Genomic DNA, 26,880 nt, shown 5'->3' with positions numbered 1-26,880 from the left:
TTAGAAACTCACGTTCAATCCAACCGACCAAGTACGTTGGATCGGGTAGTTAAAGCCGTTGTCGCCTAACTCCACGTCCCAGATTTTGAAATTGGTGATGAGGAAGGGATTGTTGACACGAGCGTATAATTTTATATTCTGCATTTTTATTTTTTGCATTAAATTTTGCGAAAAATTATAGGCCAATTCGATAGAGGTACAACGTAGGAAACTACACTCTCTCATGAAATAGGTTGATTTCCGTTGTTCCGCTCCGCTTCCCCAGTTCTCTTGCGGATTGTGTGCATCAATCGACTGAGTGGAGAGACGCGGCCAGAAAGGACGCTCTTTCATGTTGTCTTCGCTCCAGTGATCCTCGTAAATAGCCTTTAACATGGCTCTGTTTTTTACGAACGGGCTGATTTTTTGCGGATCCATAAAGAAAGCCCGTTTTCCGGACCCTTGGAACGCAAAGCTGAACTCGACGTTTCTGAAGTTAAAGAATCCACTGAACCCGTAAATGATACGCGGGGTAGTCGGGAAACCGATATAGGTGGCGTCGTTCACGTCAATTTTCCCGTCCCTGTTTAAGTCTCGATAACGAATATCTCCCGGTTTTATGTCGCCGCCCTGGCGAGGAGAGTTTTTGATTTCAGCCTCGTCGCGGAAAAGTCCTTCAGCGATATAACCGATCGATTGGGATATTTCGTGGCCTTGTTTGCGTTGCCATATAGGTTTGTCGGTAGCCTCTTCGATCTCTTTAAATACGGCTTTATTGTAGGTAAACGTACCGTTCAAAATCATCCAAAAGTCGTGAGAGAAAGCGTGTTGGATCTTTCCGGATAGGTCTATTCCGCGGGAGCGGGATTTACCCACGTTTCCGATCTGCATTTTTTCCAAACCGGTGGATGAAGGCATTGTATAACGAAAATCAAGGATATTATGGCGTATTTCCTGGTAGAAATCGGCATTGATCTCAAGGATGCCGTTGAATAATTTGGTTTCAACACCGATATTGGTTTGTTCGGCAATCTCCCATGTAATTTTATCGTTTGGATAAGAAAGAATCTGGTATTTACTCATCTGTTGTCCGCTTGGGGAGGGATCCGTAACACTGCTTGCTTCCAGTAATGGCAAATGGGTAAAATGCGGAGAATTGATTACCCCGTCGTTTCCTACCTGCCCCCAAGAAAATCGGAATTTTAAGAAGGAGAGCCAGTGAGAGGTGTGGTTAATAAAAAAGTTTTCTTTGGATGCAATCCAAGCTCCACCGACGGCAGGAAAGAATCCCCATCGATGATTTGCGGCAAAACGTTCGGAACCGTTATATCCGAAGCTGGCTTCCGCAAAATATTTATTTTTGAATCCGTACGTACCGCGCATGGATAAACCCATGTTTCGACGGGGAATGCCGTCCAGTACGGTTTTCGTTTGAGAGGTCGTACTTTCCTGTGCGTTAAACACGGCTGTTAAACTGGTTTGATGTTCTCCCCAGGCAGCCACGTGTAGCCCTCGTACCTCGTAACTCATCTGCGTTTGTTGCGAACTTCCGCTGTTTTGATCGTCCTTTTCCAATGTCCTTGATGCGCTGAGTCCGTTTAACGAGTTTAGTTTATGCATGCCGGTTTCGAAATCATATTTACTCAACGAATAGATATAAGGCGTTGTATTATAGGCATTAACATAGTATCCTGTTTGATTGAGAGAAACAGATGCCCGTAACTCCAATCCTTTAAGAAGGGAAGAGAGATTATGGATATACTCTGCACGGGCTACCGCCGAATAGCGTCGCCGATCTTTATATCCCTGGTGGAGATCCTTGTAAGGGTTGGTCGAATTTAAGTCTACGGCTCCGAAACGCAAGTGCGGCCAACCGTATTTATCATCGCCCGGATAAGTCGGAGCAAAGTCTACCGGTGAGGCGTTAAAAGCAAGATAGTAAGCTTGGGTCACATCGGCGTAAGGACCGTGAAATTTGTCCAGGTTTGCAGATGAATTGATATTCAATCTTATACCTGCGCTTAGGTCTATGTTTAAATTAGTGCGGAAAGAGAAGGTATTGTTCTCTATATTGCATTTAAATTGGTTCAAACGGTCGGTTTTCAACATACCCTCGTCTCTGACGTAATTGACAGAAGCGTAGTATTGAACCAAGCGGGAACCGCCTCGAAGGCTTAATCCTGCCCGGTGGTTGATGGAGAAGTTGTTGAACATGATTTTATACCAATCGTTCGCGGGATATACCCAGGAGGGATATTTATCCGAACCGGTACGTTCGATGCGTTCCACGCTATATTGCGGGGTGGCTTCCGGGTTTCGGGCCAATAATGCCCGGTTGTACATTTTCATGTAGGTAACGGGGTCCACGACATCGATTTTTTGGGTCGGACTACTTACTACCGTTTCGTAACGGAAGGAGGTATATACGCTACCCTCTTGTCCTTTTTTCGTGGTCACGAGAATAACCCCGTTGGCTCCGCGAGCCCCGTACATGGCGGTCGCGGATGCGTCTTTCATCACGCTGAAACTTTCGATATCTTCGGGAGTCATACGGGCAAGGTCCAGTTTGGAAGATTCTACTCCATCGATCAGGATCAGGGGATCGATATTGGCCTCGGTTTGAAAAGAGGTGATTCCCCGGATATAAAATTTGGTATTCATCTCCTTTTCCGTCAGGGCTCCGGGGAGACCTCCCGTCTGCCATCCAATCATGCCGGCGATCTTTCCCGCAAATTGGGTGGTCAGATCGCTACTCGATGATTTCAGGCTTCCCGGGTTAACGGTAGTGATGGCCGAAACGACACTCTCTCTTTTTTGTTCTCCAAATGCTACTACAGTAACCTCTTCGATATTCTCTGCCGTGGGGTTTAATCGTATGTTAATTTTGGTTTTGCCTTTAATGGGTACGATTTCTGTTTTATATCCGATAAAAGAGATCCGTAACACATCGTCCGGTCTTGCGGGAATAGTGAATCGTCCTTCGGTATCCGTAGCCATTCCCTGTGTCGTTCCGTGAATAATCACGGTAACGCCGGGGAAAGGATTTCCTTTTTCATCCGTCACTTTACCGCTAACCTTAAATTGACTTACCGCTTTTTTTTCGCGAATCGTGATTAGATTTCCTTGGATGGTGTATTCTAACCCCAGTTGAGGCAGAATTTCGTCCAAAACTTTTTTTACGTCTTTGTTTTCGGCTTTTACGGAGATTTTTCCTTTGGATTTGGCCAATTCGCTATTGTAGAAAAATTCGTAATCCGTTTGTTTTTTCATTTCTGCAATTACCTCGTTCAGGGTAACGTCTTTTAAATCCAGTGTCACTTTGGTTTTTTGTTGTGCGTGTGCACTAGTGGAAATGGAAAAAGATACACCTATAAACAAAAGCATAAAGATTTTTTTATAGATTAACATCTTTAGCCCTCTGTTCCAGCATCCGGGTAACGCGTAATCTCGCTTTTTTTTCATAAATTTGTAATATTAATTATTTAACATCTGTACATCCGTCTCTTGCAAGGATTCCGGATGTATTCATGAATGGTAACAGGTTGTAGATTGATCAAGTCTTCAACCTGTTATATTTTTATTTACGTTGAATCACGATACGGTCGTTTTTCACAATGAATTTCACATCCCGGGTATATTCCAGCATATTGAATAGAGATTTGATATCCTCGTACCTTTTCAAACGTCCACTAAATTGGATGCTCTTTAGTTCCGGTGATGCGAATTCGATTTGGACATTATACCACCGCACGAATATCCGCATTAACTCATCCAACGGCATATCCTCGAAATCATAATATCCCTCTTTCCAGGAGGTAAATTGTCGGGTATGGACGGGAAAATATTCGGTTTCGTGAGTGTCTTTATTGTAGGTTACTTGTGTCCCGGGGACCATGATAACGTGATTTTCTCCGCACTGGGTTTCTACTTGCCCTTGCACCAATGTCGTTTTTACCCAAGCTTCGTCGGGATAGGCCTTTACGTTAAAGGAGGTACCCAATACCCGTATGGCTACATCTGATGCATGTACGATAAACGGGTGTAGGGAATCGGACATAACCTCGAAGTAGGCCTCTCCGGTTAAATGAACTTCTCTTTTCTCTCCGATGAATTGATCCGGATAGCGTAATGAACTTCCCGCGTTGAGAAATATTTTTGTGCCGTCGGAGAGCATCAGGTTGTATTCTGCCCCGAAGGGTACGTTCATCGTAAAATATTCGGGTTCTCGGTTTTTTGTGTTGTTCGTTTCGATGATCAAGGTTTGTTTCTCGGTCCGTATTTCTCTGTTACTATCGGATAATATGACCGTCGATTTCTGATGACCGAGGGATTGTTTTTTCCCATCCGGTAAGACCAGTTCTACGGTCGGTTTGGTGGGGGATAAACAGGAAATAGGTATTTGATTCAAGGGAATCTCTTTTCGGGATGGGTTTTCCCATTTCAACGTGAAAAAGAGGCCTAACAATAACATTGCGCTTGCGGCACAGGACGACCAGTACATATGTCTTCGTTTTTTTCTTATTCGGATGACTTGTCGTTCTATTTTAGCAAAAACCGTATCTTGTTTTTGGTGTTTATCCAGTATTTGTTTTTGGAGTTTTAATCTTTGTACGATTTTTACGAATTCTTCATTCTTGCTGGAAGTGTGTTTCCACTCTTCCAGTGTTTGTATTTCTTCTTTTGTTAACGTGTTGTTAACTAAGATGTCTGATAAGATTTCGTCGATCTCTTTTTCCTTCATTTATCCACGCTTTTCTTATATATTTATAAAATAAGAAAAAAGGGTGATCGGATGTCAATCTTTTTTTTGTTAAAAAATATAAAAGTGCAAGGAAGGCTTTTTCCTGAAGGTTCTCGCGTAAAAATTTAAGTGCTGTTTTCATTTGGGTTTTTACGGTGTTGATACTTGTGCCCAGTTCGTCTGCTATTTCCTGATAACTTTTATCGTTTAAACAAGCCATTAAAAATACTTTCCGGCATTTTTCGGGAAGTCTGTTTATTGTTTCGTGTAAGGTTTCGATCTCTTTTTGATTCACCTCTTTGGTATCGTAATCATTCGTGCTGTTGTCTTGAGAAAAAGAGATTTGGACTTCGTGCCTTTTTTTATGTTCTTTCAGGAATAAAAGAGCCCTATTTTTAATCATTTTGAAGATAAAACGATCTAAGTCTCCAGTGAATGAATGAAGTCTTTTGCTGTTCCACAAGCAGATAAAACAGTCTTGTACGATATCTTCCGCGGCATCCAAATCATCCAGTATATGATAGCAGTACAATAATAAATTGTCGTAATACTGATCAAAAAGAAGTTGAAAAGCATTGCTTTCGTCTTTTTTGATCAAATGTAGTATGGCTGCCGATGGATTCATTTCTATTATTTGTGTATACAAATATAATGAACTCCAATATTGATGCAAACTTTTAAGGGGAAGAATTCGTGCATCGATGTTATAATGACCGAATGTTGTTGCGATAATCGATGGGGGATACTCCTGTCGGGCAGCGAGAATAGGGGTATATATACGGGAATTTTTTCTGAATGCGATCTAAAGGATACGCATATATTTTATGAGAAATGGGAATTATGGTTTTATTTAAGTTAAATTTTAAAATTTGTCGTATTTATTTCTGTTTTCAGTTGATGAATTCGACTAAAACAGGTTATTTTGCAGTATTAATTTTAAATAAATAAATGTTATGGGATTGATTATCTATATTATCGGGATCGTGGCTACGATTTATGCCATTCTTGATCTTGTAAAGAAAAACATTTCGACGCCTTGCAAGTTGTTGATTATCATCGTTCTTTTGTTGACCAGCTGGATCGGTTTGATTATCTATTTCTTGTACGCGAAAGACCACGTGGAAGAGTGGTGTAAACAATGAGGTGATTCAAAAATATACGAGACACTTTTCACAAACTTGCGAAGGGTGCCTCGTGAAAAGTAATTTTATGAAAGCGGAGGCCGTTCGTTTACGGTTTTGTCTCCCTGTTACGATTATTGAATCTACCGGTGTATCTGCTAATTAATTTCTCGAGCGGCCTAAATTCCTGAACAAGTACAAATTTACTGTATAGAGCCGATAGCTCAAAAATTTTCTGTTTCTCAATTCATTATTTGTTCTTCCTTTCGAAATAATTGTAAATAATTTCTTTCCCGTATTTAAGTTATAACAGTATACGAAATCATGCTCCTCAGTTGTAGAGTCATTAGTCACACTACTATCTTTTTTAAGAATCAAAAGGCTTTAATTCCAATCTTTCGGTAACAGGAAAATCCGTATTTACATTTGAGATAAGGATAACCGGATTCTTAACCGTGCTATTGCAACAGGAAAAAAGATGCCGATTTAAAGCGATAAAAACGGAGTTTTTCATGTGCATAATATAATTTAAAAATAATTATTAGTATTTTTTTAATATAGATAAAAATATTAATTTTGACAAAACAAGATATTAAAATTATAAAATCTAAAATTAATAAAACTATGAGAAAGATTAGAAAAAACGCTTTGAAATTATTTTTATTCGTCTGTTTGGGTTTAACCCTTACGACGATCGTGTATGCCAGTGCGAGGACAAATGGTGATGTTCCCAGTCCTCCGGGGAGGCCCGAGATTCTTGATGTGTGGGATAATGGATGTACATTAAATTTTCTTCCGTCTTTTTATGATGGAGGGTCGCCAATACTATACTATGTTATTGAGTATAGATATAAAAATGAGCCCATATGGTATATATCGGGAAGAACTACGAAGACTATTTGGACAACTCATATGGAGAGTGGAAGGTTGGCACAATTTTTTGTTAGAGCTGTAAATGAATTTGGAGCAAGTGAGCCGTCAGAAGCTTCTGAATTTGTACTATTTGAAAATCCATACTAGTAGTGATGAAATACCAGTATAGAGTTACTCGGGATTTTTTCTTTCAAAAAGAAACCAGATCGGAAAAACATGTTTTTAGCAACTGTCTTTAGACGGAATAAGATCGTGTTTTAGTTATAATCAAATTATCATTTCAACTTTTTTGGATTGTGATATGGATAAGATATTAACATTAAAACAATAAAACTATGAAAAAGATTAGAAAAAACATTTTGAAATTATTTTTATTCGTCTGCTTGGGTTTAACCCTTACGACGATCGTGTTTGCCAATTCAGATTTTTTTATTACCCCTGATGCTCCGGGGGAGCCGCAGATTGATAGAATACGGGTTGATGGATGTGACTTGTCATACGAAGCGCCCAAATACGATGGGGGAGCACCAATTACGGGTTATCTTATTGAGTATAGAAATATATTCAACTGGTACTGGGAAAAAGTTGGTACAACGAAAGGGCGTACATATACCGTTCGTAATAAGCAAGAAGGAGACAGGGGGGTATTTCGTGTTTCAGCTATAAATGAAGCTGGAGTAGGTGTACCGTCAAGGGAGTCAAGTGTTGTTATATTTAGAAATCCATACAATTAACAATAAAATGTCAAGGAATAATAAAGATTAAACCTAATCGAAAATACGTGTTTTTTAACAGAAAGAGATTGGTTTTGGATATACATTTATTACCATTTTCTTAAAGCAAAAAAGAACTGTCTAAATTTTTTAGACAGTTCTTTTTATTTTATAGAGCATTCGAAAATTATTTCTTAGCTAAGTCGATCAGGATTTCGAGAACCTGAATAGCGCTCTTGGATACTTTGGTCCCGGGGCCGAATACGGCGATAGCACCGGCATCGAACAAGAATTGATAATCCTGATGAGGGATAACTCCTCCTACATAAACGAGGATATCCTCGCGGCCTAATTTTTTCAACTCGTTGATAACGGCGGGTACCAATGTTTTATGTCCGGCAGCCAAAGAGGAAACTCCGACTACGTGTACGTCGTTTTCCACGGCCTGTTTGGCGGTCTCCTCCGGGGTTTGGAACAAAGGTCCCATGTCCACGTCGAAGCCGAGATCTGCATAACCCGTGGCAACTACTTTGGCACCGCGGTCATGTCCGTCCTGACCCATTTTGGCAATCATGATACGAGGACGACGTCCGGTCATTTCTGCAAATTTGTCTGCTAACTCTTTTGCTTTCCGGAAATCTTCGTCTTCTTTAGCTACGCTTGAATATACTCCGCTCACGGTTCTGATAACTGCTTTATAACGTCCTACAACTTTTTCACACGCGTATGATATTTCGCCCAAAGAGGCTCTTTTCTTGGCAGCATCTACGGCCAATTCCAGTAAATTGCCTTCTCCGGTTTCCGCGCATTTGGTGATGGCCTCCAAGGCTGCATCCACTTCAGCTTGATTACGGTTTGCTTTTAATTCTTGCAAACGGCGAATTTGTGCTTCCCGTACGGCAGTATTGTCCACCTCAAGAATATCGATCGGATCTTCTTTTTCCAAACGGTATTTATTTGTTCCTACGATGGTTTGAATTCCGCTATCGATACGGGCTTGCGTACGTGCGGCTGCCTCTTCGATCCGAAGTTTAGGTATGCCGGATTCGATGGCTTTGGCCATACCGCCCAATTTTTCGATTTCCTCGATATGAGCCCATGCTTTGTCTACCAATTCTTGCGTCAGGCTCTCCACGTAGTAGGAACCTCCCCACGGGTCGATGGATTTGCAAACGGTTGTTTCATCCTGAATATAGATCTGTGTATTACGGGCTATACGTGCGGAGAAGTCGGTCGGAAGAGCGATGGCTTCATCCAGCGCATTGGTATGCAAACTCTGGGTGTGTCCAAGAGCGGCGCCCATGGCTTCAATACAAGTGCGTCCCACGTTGTTGAACGGATCTTGTTCGGTCAAAGACCAACCGGAAGTCTGGCTGTGTGTACGTAATGCCAAAGATTTCGGGTTTTTCGGGTTGAATTGTTTTACGATCTTTGCCCACAACAGACGACCGGCTCTCATCTTGGCGATCTCCATGAAGTGGTTCATTCCGATAGCCCAGAAGAATGACAAACGCGGGGCGAAGGCGTCGATATCCATTCCTGCATTCACTCCTGCGCGCAGATATTCCAAACCGTCGGCCAATGTATAAGCCAGCTCGATATCGGCGGTAGCGCCTGCTTCTTGCATGTGGTATCCGGAGATAGAAATAGAATTGAACTTCGGCATATTTTTGGAAGTATATTCGAAGATATCGGCGATAATCTTCATAGAGAATTTAGGCGGGTAAATATAGGTATTACGCACCATAAACTCTTTCAGGATATCATTCTGAATGGTTCCTGACAATTGATCCAAGGTGGCTCCTTGCTCTAATCCGGCAACGATATAGAAAGCCAAGATCGGAAGAACCGCACCGTTCATCGTCATGGAGACGGACATTTTATCCAACGGAATCTGGTCGAACAGGATCTTCATATCCAAAATAGAGTCTACGGCAACACCGGCCTTACCCACGTCTCCGATTACGCGCGGGTGATCGGAGTCGTACCCGCGGTGAGTGGCCAAGTCGAATGCCACTGACAAACCTTTTTGTCCGGCGGCCAAGTTACGGCGATAAAAGGCGTTAGACTCTTCTGCCGTGGAGAATCCGGCGTATTGACGGATCGTCCAGGGGCGCATCGGATACATTCCGGAATAGGGTCCGCGGAGGTAGGGAGGAATACCGGCTACATAGTCCAAGTGTTCCATACCTTTCAAATCTTCTTCGGTATACACGGGTTTTACCGGTATAAGTTCAGGGGTCATCCACGATTTTTCAATCTGATTTGCTTTCTCCCACTCGGAAGCGGTCGCAGCAGGCTTTTGTGATGACTTGATATTTATATCTTTAAAATTCGGTTTCATCTTTGTAATTTGTAATTATGATTAAGGCTGTGCTCTCAATCTGAAATCTAAAATCGTCAACTATTTAATTCCCAATTTTTGTTGGTAACCCTTCAGGTCTTCCAGTACGTTACATTTTACATGAACATAGTTGGTGATACCGATTGCTTCCAATTCCGGTCTGGATTCCGGGTTTCCGGCAACAACGACAATGGCTTTGTCTTTTAATGCAGCGTAAACCTCCGGAGCAATCGTCGCGTATTCGTCGTCCGAACTACAGATTACCACGATATCGGCTTTGTTGTCCAAGCAGGCTTTTGCTCCTTCTTCCACGGTTTTGAATCCGTTATTATCCATTACCTGGAATCCGGCACAAGCAAAGAAATTGCATGCGAATTGAGCTCTTGCTTTACGCATGGCCAGATTGCCCATGGGGAACATGTAAACGACCGGACGGTGTCCGTTTTCTTTGGCAAACATGTCGGTTCTTAAACGCATAGCCTCAAAAGCCTGGGTTCCGCGGTAAGGTTTCAATGTTTCTACCACAGCATCGGGGGCGGTAAAGTCTTCCGGTTCCAAGATGCAAGAACAAAGAGCTTTGTCGATCTTTTCGTTGAAATTCGGGAATTGGTTTGTTCCCAAGAAGTTTTCTTTGCGGTTCGCGATGTCCTGGTCTCTCTTTTGGGCGGTAGCCTTTATTGCGGCTTGAACGAAGCCTGACTCTAAAGCTTTCTGCATGCCGCCTTGTTCCTGAACTTCGAGGAATAACTTCCAGGCAGCTTCTGCAATGAACTGGGTCAGCTCCTCGATATAATAAGATCCTCCGGCTACGTCTGCAATCTTGCCGAAATGAGACTCTTCTTTTAACAGTAATTGTTGGTTACGAGCCACCCGTTCACCCAATTCGGAGGGATGGCATTCGTAGATATAGTCGTACGGGTGTACGGTAAAAGAATCAACACCGCCTAAAATAGCAGACATGGCTTCCGTTTGAGTACGAAGCATGTTTACATTCGGGTCATAAACCGTTTTGTTCCATTCTGAAGTTTCTGCATGTATATTCATTTTACAGATGGAGTCGCAGCACGGGTTGTAAGCTTTCACGATTTGAGCCCACAAGAAACGAGCGGCTCTCAACTTGGCTATTTCCATGAAATATTTGGAGCCTGTGGCAAAGTGGAAGCGCATTCTGGGGGCAATATCTTTGATATCCATGCCGGCATCTGTCAGTTTATCTAAGTATTCAACTCCGGCAGCCAAACTAAATCCCAATTCCTGTACAATGGAAGCACCGGAATTGTTGAAAACAAATCCTCCGACTTCGATGCTTTTGAAATTTTTCATCTGGGCTGTTCCTTCCGTGGTCGTTTTTACAACATTGAAAGGATGCGGATCACAGAACTTGCCTTCCAGAACCAATTTCGTGATCGGATCTATATTGATACCTCCGTGGATGGATTCCGGATTCACTCCTTTTTCCGCAACCACTTCTTTAAACATATTAAGGATGGCAACTTTATTGCAACATAGAACGAAGTTGATTTCGATGCAGTCGAGGCAAATATCTTTTAAAAGAGCCTCCATGTCGGTTTTCGTGAAGTTCTTGCTATCAGAAATAACGAAGCCTAAGGAATCAACACCTCTGTTCAAAATGTCCAACGCTTTCTTATTCGCCTCTGCAACATTCTCTACCTTAATGTCTTGACGAATAAACCAATTGTTGTCTTTCTTGTTACCTCTCACGTAAGGAAATTCTCCGGGGAAGCAATCCAAGTACTTGAGGTCCTTCATATTCTCCAAACGATACATCGGTTGGACATTGAAGCCCTCGTTTGTTCTCCAAACCAGCTTTTTATTGAAATCAGCCCCTTTTAGGTCTGCAGTTACTTTGTCCATCCACTCTTGAGTCGTGTTTGGTGCAAATTCACTGAAAAGCTTTGTGTGTACATTCTCTGCCATAATAAGTTTTTATGTAATTGTTCTGTAACTGTTTGTTATTAAAAACGAAAAGCAAAATTAACCCTTTTCGACAATTTAAAAAAGAAAATCCCTTTTATTTTCGGCTATTCGGCATATTATCATGGTTTTTTAATAGTTCGTTGAAATAATTTGATATTTGGGAAGATGAAAAATAGAGATACCTTTTTACAGGAGAGGATTATTTTGTAATTTGCAGCGTTAAATTTAAAGTAAGAAACAGATGAAAAAGATAAGAGCTGCCATTGTCGGCTATGGAAATATTGGACGCTATGTGCTTGATGCGCTTCAGGTCGCACCTGATTTTGAAGTGGCGGGAATCGTACGCCGAGATGCCGCGGATATACCTGATGAGTTGAAAAGTTTCCCGGTTGTTTCGGATATCGCCTGCCTGAAAGAGGTGGATGTTGCTATCCTGTGTACGCCGACCCGGAGTGTGGAGACTTATGCTTCTAAGATTTTGGAGATGGGGATAAATACCGTCGACAGTTTCGATATTCATACGGAGATTTCCGGATTACATGAGCGTTTGGGAGAGATAGCTGAAAAATACAATAGAGTTTCTATTATTTCTGCCGGTTGGGATCCGGGGAGTGATTCTATGGTTCGGGCCCTGTTGGAAGCTTGTGCCCCGAAAGGAATTACTTATACGAATTTCGGCCCCGGCATGAGTATGGGACATACGGTAGCCGTGAAAGCTATCGAAGGGGTGAAGGCGGCATTATCTATGACGATTCCTGTTGGTACGGGCATTCATCGCCGGATGGTTTATATCGAATTAAAAGAGGGGTATGATTTCAAACGGGTGGCGGAAGCTATTAAGACGGATCCTTATTTCGAACATGATGAAACCCATGTAATGCAGGTGGACAGTGTAGATGCTTTGAAAGATATGGGACACGGAGTCAACCTGGTCCGGAAAGGAGTTTCCGGAAAAACACAGAATCAATTGTTTGAATTCGGTATGAAGATCAATAATCCTGCCCTGACGGGTCAGATTTTGGTGGCTACGGCCAGAGCTTCCATGCTGCAGAGGCCGGGATGTTATACTTTGATAGAGATTCCGGTTATCGATTTATTGTACGGAGACCGGAAAGAGTTGATAAAACATTTGGTATAGAGAATATTTTACTGAAAAAGACCGGATCGTTATCATCGTCCGGTCTTTTTCAAAAAAGCGAAAACTCGATTAAATGCTTCCTGTTCCATTGCTTCCTGTTGACCAATCCGTAACACTGGCTGTAACTTGAATTCCGGTAGCTGTTATCGTAAACGTCAGCTCGTTAGAAAAATTATTTATATGAATAAAATTGAATCTGGAAAATAATTGACAATTTTGTATCATCAATTTCAATGATGCTGGTATGAATGTAGAAAAATGTAGAGAAGAAGTAAAGAAGGCTTGTGAGGTATTGCAAAACGGGGGAGTGATCCTTTACCCCACGGATACGATTTGGGGAATCGGATGTGATGCGACTGATGATAAAGCGGTAAAACGGGTATACGAATTGAAAAAGCGGGAAGACAGTAAGGCGATGTTGGTTCTTTTGGATGATTTGGGTAAGTTGGCATCCTATGTGGATGTGCCGGATATTACTTACGATTTGTTGGAAGCTGCCGATCGTCCGATGACGGTCATTTATCCGCATGCTAAGAATTTGGCCAAAGGACTGGTTAGTGCGGACGGAACGATTGGAATCCGAATCACGAAAGAGATTTTTTCGCAAATGTTGGTGGCTCGCTTTCGCAAGCCTATTGTTTCTACATCTGCCAATATTAGCGGAGATCCTTCGCCCAAATGTTTTGCCGATATCAGCGATGAGGTAAAAAAATCCGTCGATTACGTGGTCGATTTTCGACAGGAGGAAACGACTAATCCGGCCCCTTCCAGTATTGTTAAATTAGGCTTGGGAGGAGAGATACAGATTATTCGTCAATAAAGGATATAAAATTTTAATTTATGGCATTGATTCTAAATATAGATACGTCAACAGAGATTTGTTCGGTGGCTATAGCTCGAGATGGAAAGTTATTGGCTTTGAAAGAGACTGACGAGGGGTTGAATCACTCTGTTTTATTGGGTGTTTATGTAGACGAACTGTTGAAAGAGAATGGAATACGGGCCAAAGAGTTGGATGCTGTTGCCGTTAGCATGGGTCCCGGTTCCTATACCGGGTTACGTATCGGCGTTTCGTTGGCCAAAGGGATATGCTTCGGAACGGGGAAACCTTTAATGGCTATAAGCACGTTGAAGGCTTTAGCTATTTCCGTCGCCCGGCATGTTGACGAAGAGGCTCTTTTTTGTCCGATGATAGACGCTCGTCGCATGGAAGTTTATTCGGCTATTTTTAATCGGAACGGGGAGATGACGCGTGAAGTACGGGCGGAAATCATAGACCCGTCTTCATTTAGCGATTGGTTGGTTGATCATAAAATCTATTTTTTTGGAAACGGTAGTGGAAAAGTAAAAGAGGTCATAGTTCACCCCCATGCGCAATTTGTGGACCGGGTGGTTACTTCTGCTGTCAATATGATAACTTTGGCTGAACAAAAGTGGGAAGAGAAAACTTTTGAAGATCTGGCTTATTTCGAACCGTTTTACTTAAAAGATTTTATCGCTACCGTTCCCAAGAAAAAAGTGCTTTGAATGTTTTTTCCATTTCTCGGATTTTTTTATAGAGAGCAAACTTGTCATGGCGCTAAAATGGTCATGGCTATGGAAAAATGATTCGACTTTTGGTCAGTTGGGCTGATTTTCTTATATTTGCACCCTAATTTCAATTATTAAAACTAAAACTTATAAGATAAATGGCAACGACAGCTGATTTTAGGAATGGATTATGTATCGTTTTTAAGGACGATTTATATACCATTGTACAATTCCAACATGTGAAACCGGGTAAAGGCCCCGCTTTCGTGAGAACAAAATTGAGAAATGTAAAAACAGGGCGTATTTTGGAAAATACTTTTACCTCTGGAATAAAGATAGATGTAGCTCGTATCGAGAGACGTCCTTATCAGTTTTTATATAAAGAGGGAGAGGATTATGTTATGATGCATACGGAGACATACGAGCAATTGAATATTGCAAAAGAGTTGATCAATGCCCCTCAATTTTTAAAAGAAGGAGATGCCGTTGAGATGGTTGTGCATGCCGATACGGAAACACCGTTGTATGTTGAGTTATTGCCGAACGTTGTATTGGAAGTGACTTATACGGAGCCGGGTTTGAAGGGAGATACGGCTTCTTCAACGGCTTTGAAGGCGGCAGAGGTGGAGACCGGAGCCAAAGTGATGGTACCTCTTTTTGTTAATACCGGGGAAAAAATACGTATAAGTACGCAAGACGGTTCTTACGTGGAGCGCGTGAGGGAGTAAAAAGAAGAAAAGATATTTATGAAGAGACTATCCGCGTTGAGGGTAGTCTCTTTTATGTTCATCTCGAAGGTCAAGCGGGACGGATTCGACAATCGGGATGAGGTGATTCCATCAAAAAATTGCTAAATTGCGAGAGCTCTCTTTCGGTCGGATAAGCTCGGGTTATATGATAATATTGCCTTGACCTTCATTTTGAAGTTTTTGAATGGCTTTTTCTGCAGAGTGTTGTTCAGCCTCTTTTTTGGAAGACCCCACGCCTTTACCGATGACTTCTTCTCCGACTGAAATCGTACAAACGAATTTGGAGCGACGATTTTTAAAGAGTTCTTCCGTGTGTATGCTTAGTTCTATTTTATTTTTTTGTCCCCACTCGATAAGTCGACTTTTGAAATTTTTATCGATGTATACCAGGTCTTCTAAGTTCACGTAGTGAGGAAAGATGTATTGTTCGATAAAATCCTTTGTCTTGGCGTATCCTTGATCAAGATAGATGGCTCCGGTAAAAGCTTCGAATACATCACCGTATATGTGTTTGTTTTTTGAAATGTCCGATTTGGCGATGACCTCTTTACTTAACCCCATCTTTATGGCTATTTCGTTCAAGGATTCCCGGCTTACGATCTTGGAACGTAGGCGAGTTAAGAATCCTTCGTCTTTATTCGGAAAAAATTTGTAAAGAATTTCAGCCACGATAGCACCCAATACGGCATCCCCCAGAAACTCGAGGCGTTCATAATTAAGGATCGTTCCGCTTTTCGTGTATCTGGAGGCAGACTTATGCAGTAAAGCAAGGTTATATAACCCTTTATTTTGAGGGATAAATCCCCATTCGTAAATAGACAATCCATAAAACTTATCTTTGCGATGCAGATATAGTTTTATGGATTGAATTATTTGCCTAATCACTTTCCAACGTTTTAGTTAGTGATTATTTTTTAAATACAACACAGGCATTGTGACCACCGAACCCGAAGGTGTTACTAATGGCAACATTTATTTTTCTTTCTTGAGCCTTATTAAATGTAAAATTTAATTTCGGATCCAGTTCCGGATCCAGGCTCTGGAAATTAATAGTCGGGGGAACAATGTCGTTTTTCACGGCCAAGACACAAGCGATTGCTTCGATGGCACCGGCGGCGCCTAATAAATGTCCGGTCATTGATTTGGTAGAACTGATGTTCAGTTGATAAGCGTGTTCTCCAAATGCTTTAAGAATAGCCTTGGGTTCTGCTATATCTCCTAATCCCGTAGATGTCCCGTGTACATTGATGTAATCGACGTCTTTAGGAGTCAGGCCTGCATCTTCGAGGGCAGATTTCATCACCTCTCCGGCGCCTTCTCCTTCCGGATCGGGGGCCGTCATGTGATAAGCATCACAATTCATTCCTGCTCCTGCAAGTTCTGCATAGATTTTAGCTCCTCTCTTCATGGCGTGCTCGTATTCTTCAACGATTAGTGCGGCTCCGCCTTCTCCCAACACGAATCCGTCACGGTTTGCGTCAAACGGACGAGAAGCGCTTTTCGGATCGTCATTGCGGGTGGATATGGCTTTCATGGCGTTGAAACCTCCAACACCGGGAACGGTTATTGCAGCTTCAGATCCGCCGGCAATAATCACGTTTGCTTTTCCTAATCGAATGAGGTTTAATGCATCTACTAAAGAATGAGCCGATGATGCACAAGCAGAAACCGTCGTATAGTTAGGCCCTTTTAGGCCGTGTTCGATAGCGATCATTCCTCCTGCCATATTGGCAATCATCTTAGGGATAAAGAAAGGGTTGAATCTGGGAGTACCATCTCCGATGGCAAACGTTTTACATTCTTCATAGAATGTTTCCAATCCCCCGATACCTGCGCCCCAGATTACACCTACTCTTCTCTTATCCTCTGCGGATATATCGAGTCCTGAATCCTTAATGGCTTCCCGGGCTGCAATGAGACCGAATTGCGTATAGAGATCCATTTTACGGACTTCTTTCTTGTCGAAATGTTCCGTCGGCTCGTAATTTTTTATTTCACATGCGAATTGCGTGCGAAACTTAGATGCATCAAAACGAGTAATAGGACCGGCGCCGCTAACGCCTTTTTTCAAGTTGTCCCAAAACTCGGACACCGTGTGACCGAGAGGATTGATCGTTCCAAGACCTGTAATTACTACTCGTTTGAGGTTCATAAAATCAATATTAAATTACTGAGCGTTAGCTTCAACATAAGCAATAGCATCGCCTACGGTAGCAATTTTCTCTGCTTGATCGTCCGGAATAGTGATGTTGAATTCTTTTTCCAATTCCATAATCAATTCTACCGTATCCAAAGAGTCAGCTCCAAGATCATTTGTAAATGTTGCGCTTGGTGTAACTTCTGATTCATCAACTCCTAATTTATCAACGATAATAGCTTTCACTCTGTTTGTAATGTCAGACATAACTTTAAATTTTAATTAGACATTTTTTAATTTCACACTTAACACCCTTGGGGTGTACATAACTCTCAAAGTTCGGGGGCAAAGTTAGAGAATTTATTTTTCATAGAAAATTTTTTTGCTTGAATAAAGTTTTATTATCTTTATGACTTTGATTTTTAATTAATTACATCATGAAGAAAATAGCAATATTTGCCTCTGGTTCAGGGTCTAACGCTGAAAATATCATTAAATTTTTTAAAAATGATCCGCAAAATAGCGTGATCGGCGTGTTTTGTAATAAGCCGGATGCTTTTGTTTTGGAGAGAGCAAGACGTTTGAATATACCCGCCTTTGTTTTTAATAAAGAAGACTTTTATCGGTCTGATCGTATCTTGTCACAAATGAGTGAGTTGGGAGTGGACTTGATCGTACTGGCCGGTTTCTTGTGGAAGGTACCCGAGCCTATCATCGATGCCTATGATCACCGGATCATCAATATACATCCGGCTCTTTTGCCTCGTTACGGGGGAAAGGGCATGTACGGAATGCATGTCCATGAGGCCGTAATCGCTGCCGGAGAAAAGGAGAGCGGAATCACTATCCATTATGTAAATAATCATTACGATGAAGGGGCTGCAATTTTTCAGGCAAGATGTGAGGTTACTCCCGAGGATACGCCGGATTCGTTAGCTGCCAAGATACATGATTTGGAATACGAGTATTTTCCGAAAGTGGTAAAACAGGTATTGGAGAAATGAGGGTTATTTCTGCAAGAATAAAAGGAATTTATACGGTTTATTGATTGGGAATGATGAAAAAAAGTATTGTTTTATTATTGGGATTTTTTTTAGGCTGTCTGTCCTTGAAGGCAGAAGAGGCTCGTTTATTACGTTTTCCTCATAGTGTTGGGGATAAGGTCGTTTTTTCGTATGCCGGCGATCTTTATACGGTACCTGTATCGGGTGGAGTTGCCCGTCGCCTGACTTCTCACGTGGGGTATGAGATGTTTCCTCGGATTTCTCCGGATGGTAAATATATCGCTTTCACGGGACAATACGACGGAAATACGGAAGTGTTCGTTATTCCCGTCGAGGGGGGAGAACCGAAACGGCTGACCTATTCCGCCACCTTGAACCGGGATGATTTGGGAGATCGGATGGGGCCTAATAACATCGTGATCGGATGGACTCCGGATGGTAAATCTATTTTATATCGTTCCAGGCAATATACCTTTAATGATTTTACCGGACAATTGTTCACGGTTCCCGTATCGGGAGGAATGCCAACGGAGATTCCGTTGGCGAATGGAGGGTTTGCGTCCTTTTCTCCCGATGGGAAAAGATTAGCTTATAACTATATTTTCCGGGAATTTCGAACATGGAAAAGATACGAAGGCGGGATGGCCGACGATATCCGGGTTTTCGATTTTTCCACCAAAAAATCCGAAAAAATAACGCATAATGTGAGGCAGGATATTATTCCCATGTGGTCTCCCGACGGAGAGGATATCTATTATATTTCGGACCGGGACGACATCATGAATCTTTACGTTTACCATATAAAGACAAAAGAGACTCGCCAATTGACTTTTTATAAAGATTACGATATAAAATTTCCGGCCATAGGCGATAAGTCGATTGTTTACGAGCAAGGAGGATATATTTATCGTTACGATTTGAAGAACGGTAAAAACGAACGGATTAAAATTGATATCGATAATGATCAGGTTTATTCGCGCCCGGAATGGAGACGGGTAAGCGATCAGATCGACTTTCGGGCTCCTTCTCCTGACGGACAACGGGTTTTGGTTTCGGCAAGAGGAGATATTTTTTCACTTCCGGTGAAAGAGGGTATTACTTATAATTTGACCAACTCTTCCCATGCCAATGATCGGATGGGGGCCTGGTCTCCTGACGGAAATTACATAAGCTATATATCCGATAAGGAGGGTGAGTTTTCGATTTATATCCGGGAGGTCGCGACCGGCAGGGAAAAAAGGTTGATAAAGGGTTTTAAAGGATACATCTTCAATTACAAATGGTCACCTGATTCCCGGTCTATTTTATGGAGCGATAAGGGGAATACCTTAAACATTTCGGATGTTTCTACCGGAAAGAGGGAGGTTATCGAAACTTCTCCCGTGCGCCCGATGACGGATTTCAATTGGTCTCCTGACAGCAGATACATTACTTATGTACGTCCGGGAAAAGCGGTGGATCATATTATAATATACGAGTTGTCCGATAAGCGGAAACATCAGATAACTGACGATTGGTACGGGGTGAGTTCTCCGAATTTCAGTCGCGATGGAAAATATCTTTTGTTCGTTTCTGCCCGCTCTTTTTCCCCCTCTTACGGCAGGACGGAATGGAATCATGTCTATCGGGAGATGAATAAAGTTTATATTTTGCCTTTGGCGAAAGGAGCTTGGATTCCTTTTTCTCCTGAAAACGACGGAATGCCGAAGGTGAAAACGACGGATGGCGAAGGAAAAGAAGGTGGCTATGATTTTACGGATGTAAACCGTCGTTTGATCGAATTACCGATTTTGCCGGCCGATAATTACCGTAATTTGCATATGATAGGTAATTATGTTTATTACGATCGGGGAGGTAATACGATGGTGTATGACCTGGCGGGTAAAAGCGAATCTTCCCTCGGCGGGCAAATTGTTTTCAGTCCGGGGTATGATAAGGCGTTAGGAGTGGTCGGGCAGGTTTTTCAAATTATTGATTTGCCGACGACCTCTCTTTCCGTGGGGAGCGGAATTTCGACAAATGGCGTGAAGAAACGGATTAATTACCGTGAAGAATGGATGCAAATTTATAACGAGACCTGGCGTCAGATGAGGGATTTCTTTTATGCTGAAAATATGCATGGGGTGGATTGGAATAAAGTATACGAAAAGTATAAGGTGCTCGTGCCTTATGTTAACCATCGGACGGATCTGACTTACCTGATAGGAGAGATGATCGGGGAGCTGAACGTGGGGCATGCCTATTCTATAAACGGTAAACATCCTGAACCGGAACGAATTAAGATGGGCTTATTGGGAGCGACTTTCAAAAGGGATAAATCCGGTTATTTTCAGGTAGAAAGAATCATCGAGGGGGCTAATTGGAAAACTTCGACCCGCTCGCCTTTGACCATGCCGGGAGTGGATGTCCGGGAGGGAGATTATTTGATCGCTATCAATGGAAAATCTTTGCAAGAGACCGATAATTTATTTACCGAATTAATAGATATGGCCGGAAAGACGGTTGAATTGGAGGTCAATTCAAAACCTTCCGTTACCGGATCCCGCCGGGTTTTAGTAATTCCGTTGGCAGATGAGTCGAAACTGTATTATTATCATTGGGTACAGAACAATATAAAGAAAGTGGAGGAGGCGACGAACGGAGAGGTGGGTTATATCCATATACCGGATATGGGAACGGAAGGATTGAATGAATTTGTGAAACACTATTATCCCCAATTGCAAAAAAAGGCTTTGATTATCGATGATCGGGGAAACGGGGGAGGCAATGTTTCGCCCATGATTATCGAACGTTTGATGCGTACGCCGACTTATTTTACGATGCATACGAATCAAAAGGAGGGATCGGTAAATCCGGTCGGTACGTTTATTGGTCCCAAGGTGTTGTTGGTGAACGAGTACTCGGCCTCTGACGGAGATTTGTTTCCTTATCGCTTTAAATACAATAAATTGGGTACGGTTGTCGGAAGACGTACCTGGGGCGGAGTAGTCGGTTATAGCGGAACCGTTCCGGTTGTGGACGGAGGGGCGATCGTAACTCCTTCTTACGCTCCTTTTGCTGTTGACGGAAGCGGTTTTATCATCGAAGGGACCGGTGTTACTCCTCATATAGATTTGGAAAACGATCCTTATTTAGAATATACGGGTCGGGATCAACAGTTGGAGAAGGCGATAGAAATTATTTTAGAGCAATTAAAAACGGCGAAGAGATCGGTTCCGCCTATTCCTGTTTTCCCGGATAAATCGGGAAAGAACTGAGATAGGTTGAAACTTTTTTCCAAATGTTTCGATAGGTAAGGATAAAAGGAAAAGATTTTTATGGGAATTGAAGAAGTCAAGATGGACGGGCTTCCATTGCCGAGACGCTATTGGGCCATTCTGTCCATTGCTTTGGGTATAACCGTCTCCGTTCTGGACGGAACGATAGCGAATGTCGCTCTTCCTACTATCGCGCAGGATCTGCAGGCGACACCCTCCATGTCGATATGGATCGTGAATGCTTATCAGTTGGCTATCGTTGTCTCGTTGCTCTCCCTTTCCTCATTGGGGGATATTTGGGGCTACCGTAAAGTTTATATAAGCGGGTTGTTCTTGTTTAGTTTTACCTCGTTGGCGTGCGCGCTTTCCAATTCTTTATGGACGTTAACGATTGCCCGTGTTCTTCAGGGATTCGGGGCTGCCGCGATTACGAGTGTGAATACTTCACTCATTCGTATTATTTATCCTCAGCGTATCATAGGCCGGGGAATGGGAATAAACGCTTTGGTAGTTGCGGTATCTGCAGCCGCCGGACCTACTATCGCTGCCGGGATCCTTTCCGTTGCTTCCTGGCCTTGGTTGTTCGCGATCAATGTTCCGATAGGGATTACGGCCTTGATGTTGAGTTTTAAATTCCTGCCTTCCAATACGGTGCGGGTAGAGGGACGGCGTTTTGACTGGATGAGCGGGTGGATGAACGCTTTGACGTTCGGATTGTTGATATCGGCAATTGAAGGCTACGCCCACGGTATCGATTCCATGTATATCGTTTCGGGCTTAGCGGTCATGTTCGTTGTCGGTTTCTTTTTTATTCGTCGTCAGCTGAATCAGACTTATCCGCTGTTGCCCGTGGATTTGTTGCGAATTCCTATTTTCGCTCTCTCCGTCGGGACATCGATATGTTCTTTTACCGCTCAGATGTTGGCTATGGTTTCTTTGCCTTTTTTCTTACAAAACGCGTTGGGGAGGGATGAGGTAGTGACGGGTTTGTTGTTAACTCCCTGGCCTTTGGCTACCATGTTGGCGGCTCCTCTTGCCGGTCGGTTGATCGAACGCATTCACGCGGGTTTGTTGGGTGGAATAGGGCTGACCTTGTTTGCTGGCGGTTTATTTCTGTTGGCTACTTTACCCGAAATGCCGACAAACGTAAGTATTATTTGGCGAATGGCGTTGTGTGGTGCCGGATTCGGCTTGTTTCAAACGCCGAATAACAGTATTTTGATTTTATCTGCCCCCCGGCAACGTAGCGGAGGAGCGAGCGGAATGTTAGGGACTTCGCGTCTTTTGGGACAGACCTCCGGAGCCTCTTTGGTCGCTTTGATGTTTGCCTTGTTTCCGCGTAACGGGACGCATGCCGCACTTTATTTGGGGGGTGCTTTTGCAGCGCTTGCCGCTATCGTGAGTTTTTCCAGGGTGTCTTTACCTGAACCCGGAGCTTTGGGGAAGAGAAAAAAGGGATAGATCCGGATAAAGAATGTGGAAAATTTTAGAACTGTTTTTCAGTTGTTGATGATCGTTCTCAAGAGATTATTCCTTACCTTTGTTTAAGTATAAATCGATGAAATTATTTTCTATTTTTTGATTGTTAGGTGTTTGTTTTAATTCTTAGCGTATAATATATGTCTTTTACCCATTTTCATGTACATTCTCAGTATTCTATTTTGGATGGAGCGGCGAGTATTCCCGGTTTGATCGATAAAGCCATCGCTGACGGGATGCCGGCGATTTCGTTGACGGACCATGGAAGTATGTTTGGTATCAAACTTTTTTATGATCTTTGTCGAAAGAAAGGTATCAAACCTATTTTGGGCGTTGAAGCCTATGTCGCCCGGGTGTCATTGCATAATAAAAAAAATCCGCAGGATCGTTCCGGAGAACATTTGATTCTTTTGGCAAAGAATCTGCAGGGATACAGAAATCTTGTAAAATTGTGTTCTGTAGCCCAGGTGGAAGGATTTTATTATCGGCCTCGTATCGATAAGGCCCTTTTGGAGAAACATAAAGAGGGATTGATTATTTCCTCTGCTTGTTTGGGAGGGGAAATCTGTCAGAAGATCATGGCCGGGGATATAGAAGGAGCGGAGGCTGCTGCCCTATGGTATAAGGATTTGGTAGGAGAGGATTATTATTTGGAAGTGATGAAACATCCGACGACCAATCCTCTTTTGAGAGCGGATGTGTACGACAGGCAAGTGAGGTGTAATGCAGAGATACTGAGAATCGGGAAAAAGTTGGGTATAAAGGTTATTGCCACCAATGATGTGCATTTTTTGAATGAAGAGGATGCCGAAGCTCACGATATCCTAATCTGTTTGCAGACGAATAAGGATTTGGATGATCCCAAGCGGATGCGGTATACTCAACAGGAGTGGTTTAAGACAACGGCGGAAATGGAAGCCTTGTTCAGCGACGTTCCGGAAGTCATTGCGAATACGCAAGAGATTGTGGATAAGGTAGAGGATTATAAATTGGATTCCGATCCGTTGATGCCTGTATTCCCGATTCCTCCTGAGTTGGGAACGGAAGAAGAGTATCGAAAAAAATACACGGAAAGAGATCTTTTCGATGAATTTACTCAAAATGAAAAGGGTGAGGTGGTGATGAGTGAAGAGGATGCTCAAAAGAAGGTGAAAAAATTAGGAGGTTATGATCGGCTTTATCGTATTAAATTGGAGGCCGATTATTTGAAGGAGTTAGCGATGAAGGGGGCGGTGAAGCGTTACGGAGAGCATATCCCTCCCGATATCATGGAGCGTTTGATTTTTGAACTTCATATCATGAAGACGATGGGTTTCCCGGGCTATTTCCTTATCGTACAAGATTTTATTCAGGCAGCCCGCGATATGGGAGTGATTGTCGGTCCCGGACGGGGTTCGGCGGCGGGGAGTGCGGTGGCTTATTGCTTAGGTATTACGAATATAGACCCGATAAAATACGATTTGCTGTTCGAGCGTTTTTTAAATCCCGACCGTATCTCTTTACCCGATATCGATGTGGATTTTGATGACGACGGACGGCAACGCGTATTGGAATGGGTAACGCAAAAGTACGGAGCGGATAAAGTGGCTCATATCGTTACTTTCGGAAGTATGGCCGCTAAAATGGCTATTAAGGATGTGGCCCGGGTGTTGAAGTTGGAATTATCGGAAGCCAATCGGTTGGCTAAAATGGTTCCGGAGGCTCCGAAAATGACACTGAAAAGGGCATATGAAGAGAATCCCGATTTAAAGAGAGAGAAAGAATCACCCAATCCGGTAGTGGGCAAAACGATTCGGTTGGCTGAAATTTTGGAGGGCTCCGTACGACAGACGGGTGTCCATGCCTGTGGAATATTGATTAGCCGGGATCCGCTCACGGAACATATTCCGATTATGCCGACCGAGGGGGAGAGCTTGATGACGACGCAGTATGACGGTCATTTTGTAGAGCCTATCGGATTGATTAAAATGGACTTCTTGGGGTTGCGGACTCTCTCTATTATAAAAACTTGTTTGGATAATATTAAAAAATCCCGCCACGAGGTTTTGGATGTGGATGCGATTTCCCTGGAGGACCAGGAGACTTTTGCTCTTTTTTCCCGGGGAGAGACGACGGGCCTGTTCCAGTTCGAGTCCCCGGGGATGAAAAAACACCTGCGGGCCTTACAACCTAACCGCTTCGAGGATTTGGTGGCGATGAATGCTCTTTATCGTCCGGGACCTATGGAGTATATTCCTGATTTCATCAAACGTAAGCACGGGGAGGAACCCATCGTGTACGATCATCCTATGATGGAACCCTTTTTAAAGGATACTTACGGGATCACTGTCTATCAGGAGCAGGTGATGTTACAATCACGGGCTTTGGGGAGTTTCACCCGTGGTATGTCCGATACGCTTCGAAAAGCTATGGGTAAAAAACAGATCGATACGATGAATGCCCTGAAGACGCAATTTATAGAGGGGTGTAATAAAAATCCGGAGTTCGTAAAGGGATGTAAAGAGATGGGGAAAGAGGTCAAACCTTTGGTAGAAAAAATATGGGGAGATTGGGAAGCCTTTGCCTCGTATGCTTTTAATAAATCTCATTCCGTTTGTTATGCTTATATCGCTTACCAAACCGGTTTTTTGAAGGCTCATTACCCGGCTGAATTTATGGCGGCCAACTTGAGTTGTAACTTATCCCAAATAGAGAAGGTGACCACTTTTATGGATGAGTGTAAACGAATGGGATTGAAGGTGCTGGCTCCTGACGTGAACGAGTCGGATAATGACTTTACGGTAAACCATAAAGGTGATATTCGTTTCGGAATGGCGGCAATAAAAGGAGTAGGGTTGGCGGCTGTAGATTCGATCATTAAAGAGCGTACGGAAAATGGCCCTTATAAAGATGTGTTTGATTTTTTTGAACGTATCGATTATCGTACCGTAAACAAAAAAACATTGGAAAATTTAATTACGGCCGGAGGATTGGATAGTTTCGGTTTGCACAGGGGACAGTTTTTTTACCAAGTTGACGGGCATACTTCTTTGCTCGAGAACTTGGTTAATTACGGACAGAAGAAACAGGCCGACGGGTTGAAAATGCAAGCGACCTTATTTGGGGGGATGGACGGATACGAGGTGACAAAGCCTTCTATTCCTTTGTGCGAACCTTGGACGGATATGGAAAAGGCCCGAAAAGAGAAAGAATTGATCGGTATTTACCTTACTTCTCATCCTTTGGATCCCTATAAATTGGAGATAAAAACGCTTTGCACTCCTTTGGAAGAGTTGAATAGTAATTTCGCCTCTTTTAAAAACCGGGATGTTACTATTGCCGGGATTATCATCGCCATGAGGCAGGGAAAGACCAAAAAAGGAAATGATTTTGGTATTTTGACGATAGAGGATTTTAGCGGAACCTACGAGTTGCCTTTCTTTGGTGAGGATTATATAAAATTCAGGAACTATTTTATTTTGGAAACGGCAATATATATTAAGGGAAAAGTACAAACGAAAAAGTGGAACAATGAACTGGCCTTTAACGTAATCAGTATGGATTTGCTCAGCGTTATCGGAGAAAACCTGATTCGTTCCATCACGTTGCAGGTCGATATAGAGAATCTGACACACGAAATCGTAACGGAGATTCATAATCAATTGGTAAACGAAGCGGGAGACATCCCGTTGAATTTTATCCTTTACGACCGGGAAGGGCATAGAGTTAAGATGTTTTCAAGAAGCTGTAAAATAAAACGTTCGAGAGAATTATATGAATATTTTGAAAATAATGATGTGATTAAGATGAAAATTGATTAATATTGCACGGTGAATAAGGGTATTTTTATTCTTAATTGTAGTGATTTTCATGTAGATAAGAGAATGTAAACTTAAAA

General features: G+C 42.6%; 19 protein-coding genes. 11 read left to right on the top strand and 8 right to left on the bottom strand.

Annotation, left to right across the window (positions count from 1 at the left end):
- The 3 genes from NVS78_RS02440 to NVS78_RS02430 form a co-directional block, all read right to left on the bottom strand.
- Window positions 1-3,441 carry a TonB-dependent receptor gene (locus NVS78_RS02440; protein WP_286357764.1) on the bottom strand — a complete coding sequence of 1,147 codons (3,441 nt, stop codon included), beginning with the start codon at window positions 3,439-3,441 and terminating at the stop codon, window positions 1-3.
- Window positions 3,442-3,556: 115 nt separating this feature from the next.
- Window positions 3,557-4,720 (bottom strand): FecR family protein, encoded by a 1,164-nt coding sequence (locus NVS78_RS02435; protein ID WP_286357763.1) that lies wholly within the window; start codon window positions 4,718-4,720, stop codon window positions 3,557-3,559.
- On the bottom strand, window positions 4,674-5,345 hold the full coding sequence (locus NVS78_RS02430; RefSeq protein ID WP_286357762.1) for an RNA polymerase sigma-70 factor: 672 nt from the start codon (window positions 5,343-5,345) through the stop codon (window positions 4,674-4,676). The genes NVS78_RS02435 and NVS78_RS02430 overlap by 47 nt, the downstream gene beginning before the upstream one ends.
- A 328-nt stretch (window positions 5,346-5,673) precedes the next feature.
- Here NVS78_RS02430 and NVS78_RS02425 point away from each other — a divergent pair, with 328 nt between their 5' ends.
- The 3 genes from NVS78_RS02425 (at window position 5,674) to NVS78_RS02415 (ending at window position 7,448) form a co-directional block, all read left to right on the top strand.
- Entirely contained in the window at window positions 5,674-5,862 is a 189-nt protein-coding gene (locus tag NVS78_RS02425) for a PLDc N-terminal domain-containing protein (protein WP_041505285.1), read from the top strand.
- 603 nt (window positions 5,863-6,465) lie between these two features.
- Window positions 6,466-6,861, top strand: a complete 396-nt coding sequence (locus tag NVS78_RS02420; protein ID WP_286357761.1) for a fibronectin type III domain-containing protein — start codon at window positions 6,466-6,468, stop codon at window positions 6,859-6,861.
- Window positions 6,862-7,049: 188 nt separating this feature from the next.
- Window positions 7,050-7,448, top strand: a complete 399-nt coding sequence (locus NVS78_RS02415; RefSeq protein ID WP_286357760.1) for a fibronectin type III domain-containing protein — start codon at window positions 7,050-7,052, stop codon at window positions 7,446-7,448.
- Between the two features lie 166 nt (window positions 7,449-7,614).
- On the opposite strand, the gene scpA is transcribed toward NVS78_RS02415, so the two are convergent.
- Together scpA and NVS78_RS02405 are read right to left on the bottom strand one after the other, a co-directional pair.
- On the bottom strand, window positions 7,615-9,771 hold the full coding sequence (scpA, locus tag NVS78_RS02410) for a methylmalonyl-CoA mutase (protein WP_286357759.1): 2,157 nt from the start codon (window positions 9,769-9,771) through the stop codon (window positions 7,615-7,617).
- A 60-nt stretch (window positions 9,772-9,831) separates the two neighbouring features.
- Entirely contained in the window at window positions 9,832-11,709 is a 1,878-nt protein-coding gene (locus NVS78_RS02405; RefSeq protein WP_286357758.1) for an acyl-CoA mutase large subunit family protein, read from the bottom strand.
- A gap of 241 nt (window positions 11,710-11,950) precedes the next feature.
- Here NVS78_RS02405 and NVS78_RS02400 point away from each other — a divergent pair, with 241 nt between their 5' ends.
- The 4 genes from NVS78_RS02400 (at window position 11,951) to efp (ending at window position 15,105) form a co-directional block, all read left to right on the top strand.
- A complete protein-coding gene (locus NVS78_RS02400) occupies window positions 11,951-12,847 on the top strand; it encodes a diaminopimelate dehydrogenase (protein WP_286357757.1) in 897 nt (298 codons plus the stop codon).
- A 244-nt stretch (window positions 12,848-13,091) separates the two neighbouring features.
- On the top strand, window positions 13,092-13,667 hold the full coding sequence (locus NVS78_RS02395; protein WP_286357756.1) for an L-threonylcarbamoyladenylate synthase: 576 nt from the start codon (window positions 13,092-13,094) through the stop codon (window positions 13,665-13,667).
- 20 nt (window positions 13,668-13,687) lie between these two features.
- The gene (gene tsaB, locus NVS78_RS02390; RefSeq protein ID WP_286357755.1) at window positions 13,688-14,374 is read left to right on the top strand and encodes a tRNA (adenosine(37)-N6)-threonylcarbamoyltransferase complex dimerization subunit type 1 TsaB; all 687 of its coding nucleotides are present in this window, start codon (window positions 13,688-13,690) and stop codon (window positions 14,372-14,374) included.
- A gap of 161 nt (window positions 14,375-14,535) precedes the next feature.
- Window positions 14,536-15,105, top strand: a complete 570-nt coding sequence (gene efp, locus NVS78_RS02385) for an elongation factor P (protein ID WP_041503148.1) — start codon at window positions 14,536-14,538, stop codon at window positions 15,103-15,105.
- 162 nt (window positions 15,106-15,267) lie between these two features.
- Here efp and rnc read toward each other — a convergent pair whose 3' ends face one another.
- Genes rnc through NVS78_RS02370 form a run of 3 tightly spaced genes read right to left on the bottom strand, consistent with a single transcriptional unit; the run spans window position 15,268 to window position 17,530 of the window.
- On the bottom strand, window positions 15,268-16,011 hold the full coding sequence (gene rnc / locus NVS78_RS02380) for a ribonuclease III (protein WP_041503147.1): 744 nt from the start codon (window positions 16,009-16,011) through the stop codon (window positions 15,268-15,270).
- Between the two features lie 22 nt (window positions 16,012-16,033).
- Window positions 16,034-17,278, bottom strand: coding sequence for a beta-ketoacyl-ACP synthase II (gene fabF / locus NVS78_RS02375; protein ID WP_286357754.1), 1,245 nt, complete (start codon window positions 17,276-17,278; stop codon window positions 16,034-16,036).
- A 15-nt stretch (window positions 17,279-17,293) separates the two neighbouring features.
- Window positions 17,294-17,530, bottom strand: a complete 237-nt coding sequence (locus NVS78_RS02370; RefSeq protein ID WP_041503145.1) for an acyl carrier protein — start codon at window positions 17,528-17,530, stop codon at window positions 17,294-17,296.
- A 170-nt stretch (window positions 17,531-17,700) separates the two neighbouring features.
- On the opposite strand from NVS78_RS02370, the gene purN reads away from it, so the two are divergent.
- The 4 genes from purN (at window position 17,701) to dnaE (ending at window position 26,803) form a co-directional block, all read left to right on the top strand.
- Window positions 17,701-18,267, top strand: a complete 567-nt coding sequence (purN, locus tag NVS78_RS02365; protein ID WP_286357753.1) for a phosphoribosylglycinamide formyltransferase — start codon at window positions 17,701-17,703, stop codon at window positions 18,265-18,267.
- A gap of 53 nt (window positions 18,268-18,320) precedes the next feature.
- Window positions 18,321-21,524 carry a S41 family peptidase gene (locus NVS78_RS02360; protein ID WP_434802122.1) on the top strand — a complete coding sequence of 1,068 codons (3,204 nt, stop codon included), beginning with the start codon at window positions 18,321-18,323 and terminating at the stop codon, window positions 21,522-21,524.
- A 60-nt stretch (window positions 21,525-21,584) separates the two neighbouring features.
- Window positions 21,585-22,985, top strand: a complete 1,401-nt coding sequence (locus tag NVS78_RS02355; RefSeq protein WP_286357751.1) for an MFS transporter — start codon at window positions 21,585-21,587, stop codon at window positions 22,983-22,985.
- A 158-nt stretch (window positions 22,986-23,143) separates the two neighbouring features.
- Entirely contained in the window at window positions 23,144-26,803 is a 3,660-nt protein-coding gene (gene dnaE / locus NVS78_RS02350; RefSeq protein WP_286357750.1) for a DNA polymerase III subunit alpha, read from the top strand.
- Window positions 26,804-26,880: the final 77 nt, after the last annotated feature.

Source organism: Gabonibacter chumensis (assembly GCF_024741215.1).
GTDB classification, from domain to species: Bacteria; Bacteroidota; Bacteroidia; order Bacteroidales; family Marinifilaceae; genus Gabonibacter; species Gabonibacter massiliensis.
Note: the sequence above shows the minus strand (reverse complement) of the source record. Positions and strands in the feature narration are given on the sequence as shown.

Coding starts and splice junctions, on each gene's coding strand:
- NVS78_RS02420 (WP_286357761.1), top strand. CDS start 6,466: ATGAGAAAGATTAGAAAAAACGCTTTGAAATTATTTTTATTCGTCTGT.
- NVS78_RS02355 (WP_286357751.1), top strand. CDS start 21,585: ATGGGAATTGAAGAAGTCAAGATGGACGGGCTTCCATTGCCGAGACGC.
- scpA (WP_286357759.1), bottom strand. CDS start 9,771: ATGAAACCGAATTTTAAAGATATAAATATCAAGTCATCACAAAAGCCT.
- NVS78_RS02430 (WP_286357762.1), bottom strand. CDS start 5,345: ATGAATCCATCGGCAGCCATACTACATTTGATCAAAAAAGACGAAAGC.
- NVS78_RS02440 (WP_286357764.1), bottom strand. CDS start 3,441: ATGAAAAAAAAGCGAGATTACGCGTTACCCGGATGCTGGAACAGAGGG.
- NVS78_RS02400 (WP_286357757.1), top strand. CDS start 11,951: ATGAAAAAGATAAGAGCTGCCATTGTCGGCTATGGAAATATTGGACGC.
- fabF (WP_286357754.1), bottom strand. CDS start 17,278: ATGAACCTCAAACGAGTAGTAATTACAGGTCTTGGAACGATCAATCCT.
- NVS78_RS02360 (WP_434802122.1), top strand. CDS start 18,321: ATGAAAAAAAGTATTGTTTTATTATTGGGATTTTTTTTAGGCTGTCTG.
- NVS78_RS02425 (WP_041505285.1), top strand. CDS start 5,674: ATGGGATTGATTATCTATATTATCGGGATCGTGGCTACGATTTATGCC.
- efp (WP_041503148.1), top strand. CDS start 14,536: ATGGCAACGACAGCTGATTTTAGGAATGGATTATGTATCGTTTTTAAG.
- NVS78_RS02405 (WP_286357758.1), bottom strand. CDS start 11,709: ATGGCAGAGAATGTACACACAAAGCTTTTCAGTGAATTTGCACCAAAC.
- NVS78_RS02415 (WP_286357760.1), top strand. CDS start 7,050: ATGAAAAAGATTAGAAAAAACATTTTGAAATTATTTTTATTCGTCTGC.
- dnaE (WP_286357750.1), top strand. CDS start 23,144: ATGTCTTTTACCCATTTTCATGTACATTCTCAGTATTCTATTTTGGAT.
- NVS78_RS02435 (WP_286357763.1), bottom strand. CDS start 4,720: ATGAAGGAAAAAGAGATCGACGAAATCTTATCAGACATCTTAGTTAAC.
- NVS78_RS02395 (WP_286357756.1), top strand. CDS start 13,092: ATGAATGTAGAAAAATGTAGAGAAGAAGTAAAGAAGGCTTGTGAGGTA.
- tsaB (WP_286357755.1), top strand. CDS start 13,688: ATGGCATTGATTCTAAATATAGATACGTCAACAGAGATTTGTTCGGTG.
- NVS78_RS02370 (WP_041503145.1), bottom strand. CDS start 17,530: ATGTCTGACATTACAAACAGAGTGAAAGCTATTATCGTTGATAAATTA.
- purN (WP_286357753.1), top strand. CDS start 17,701: ATGAAGAAAATAGCAATATTTGCCTCTGGTTCAGGGTCTAACGCTGAA.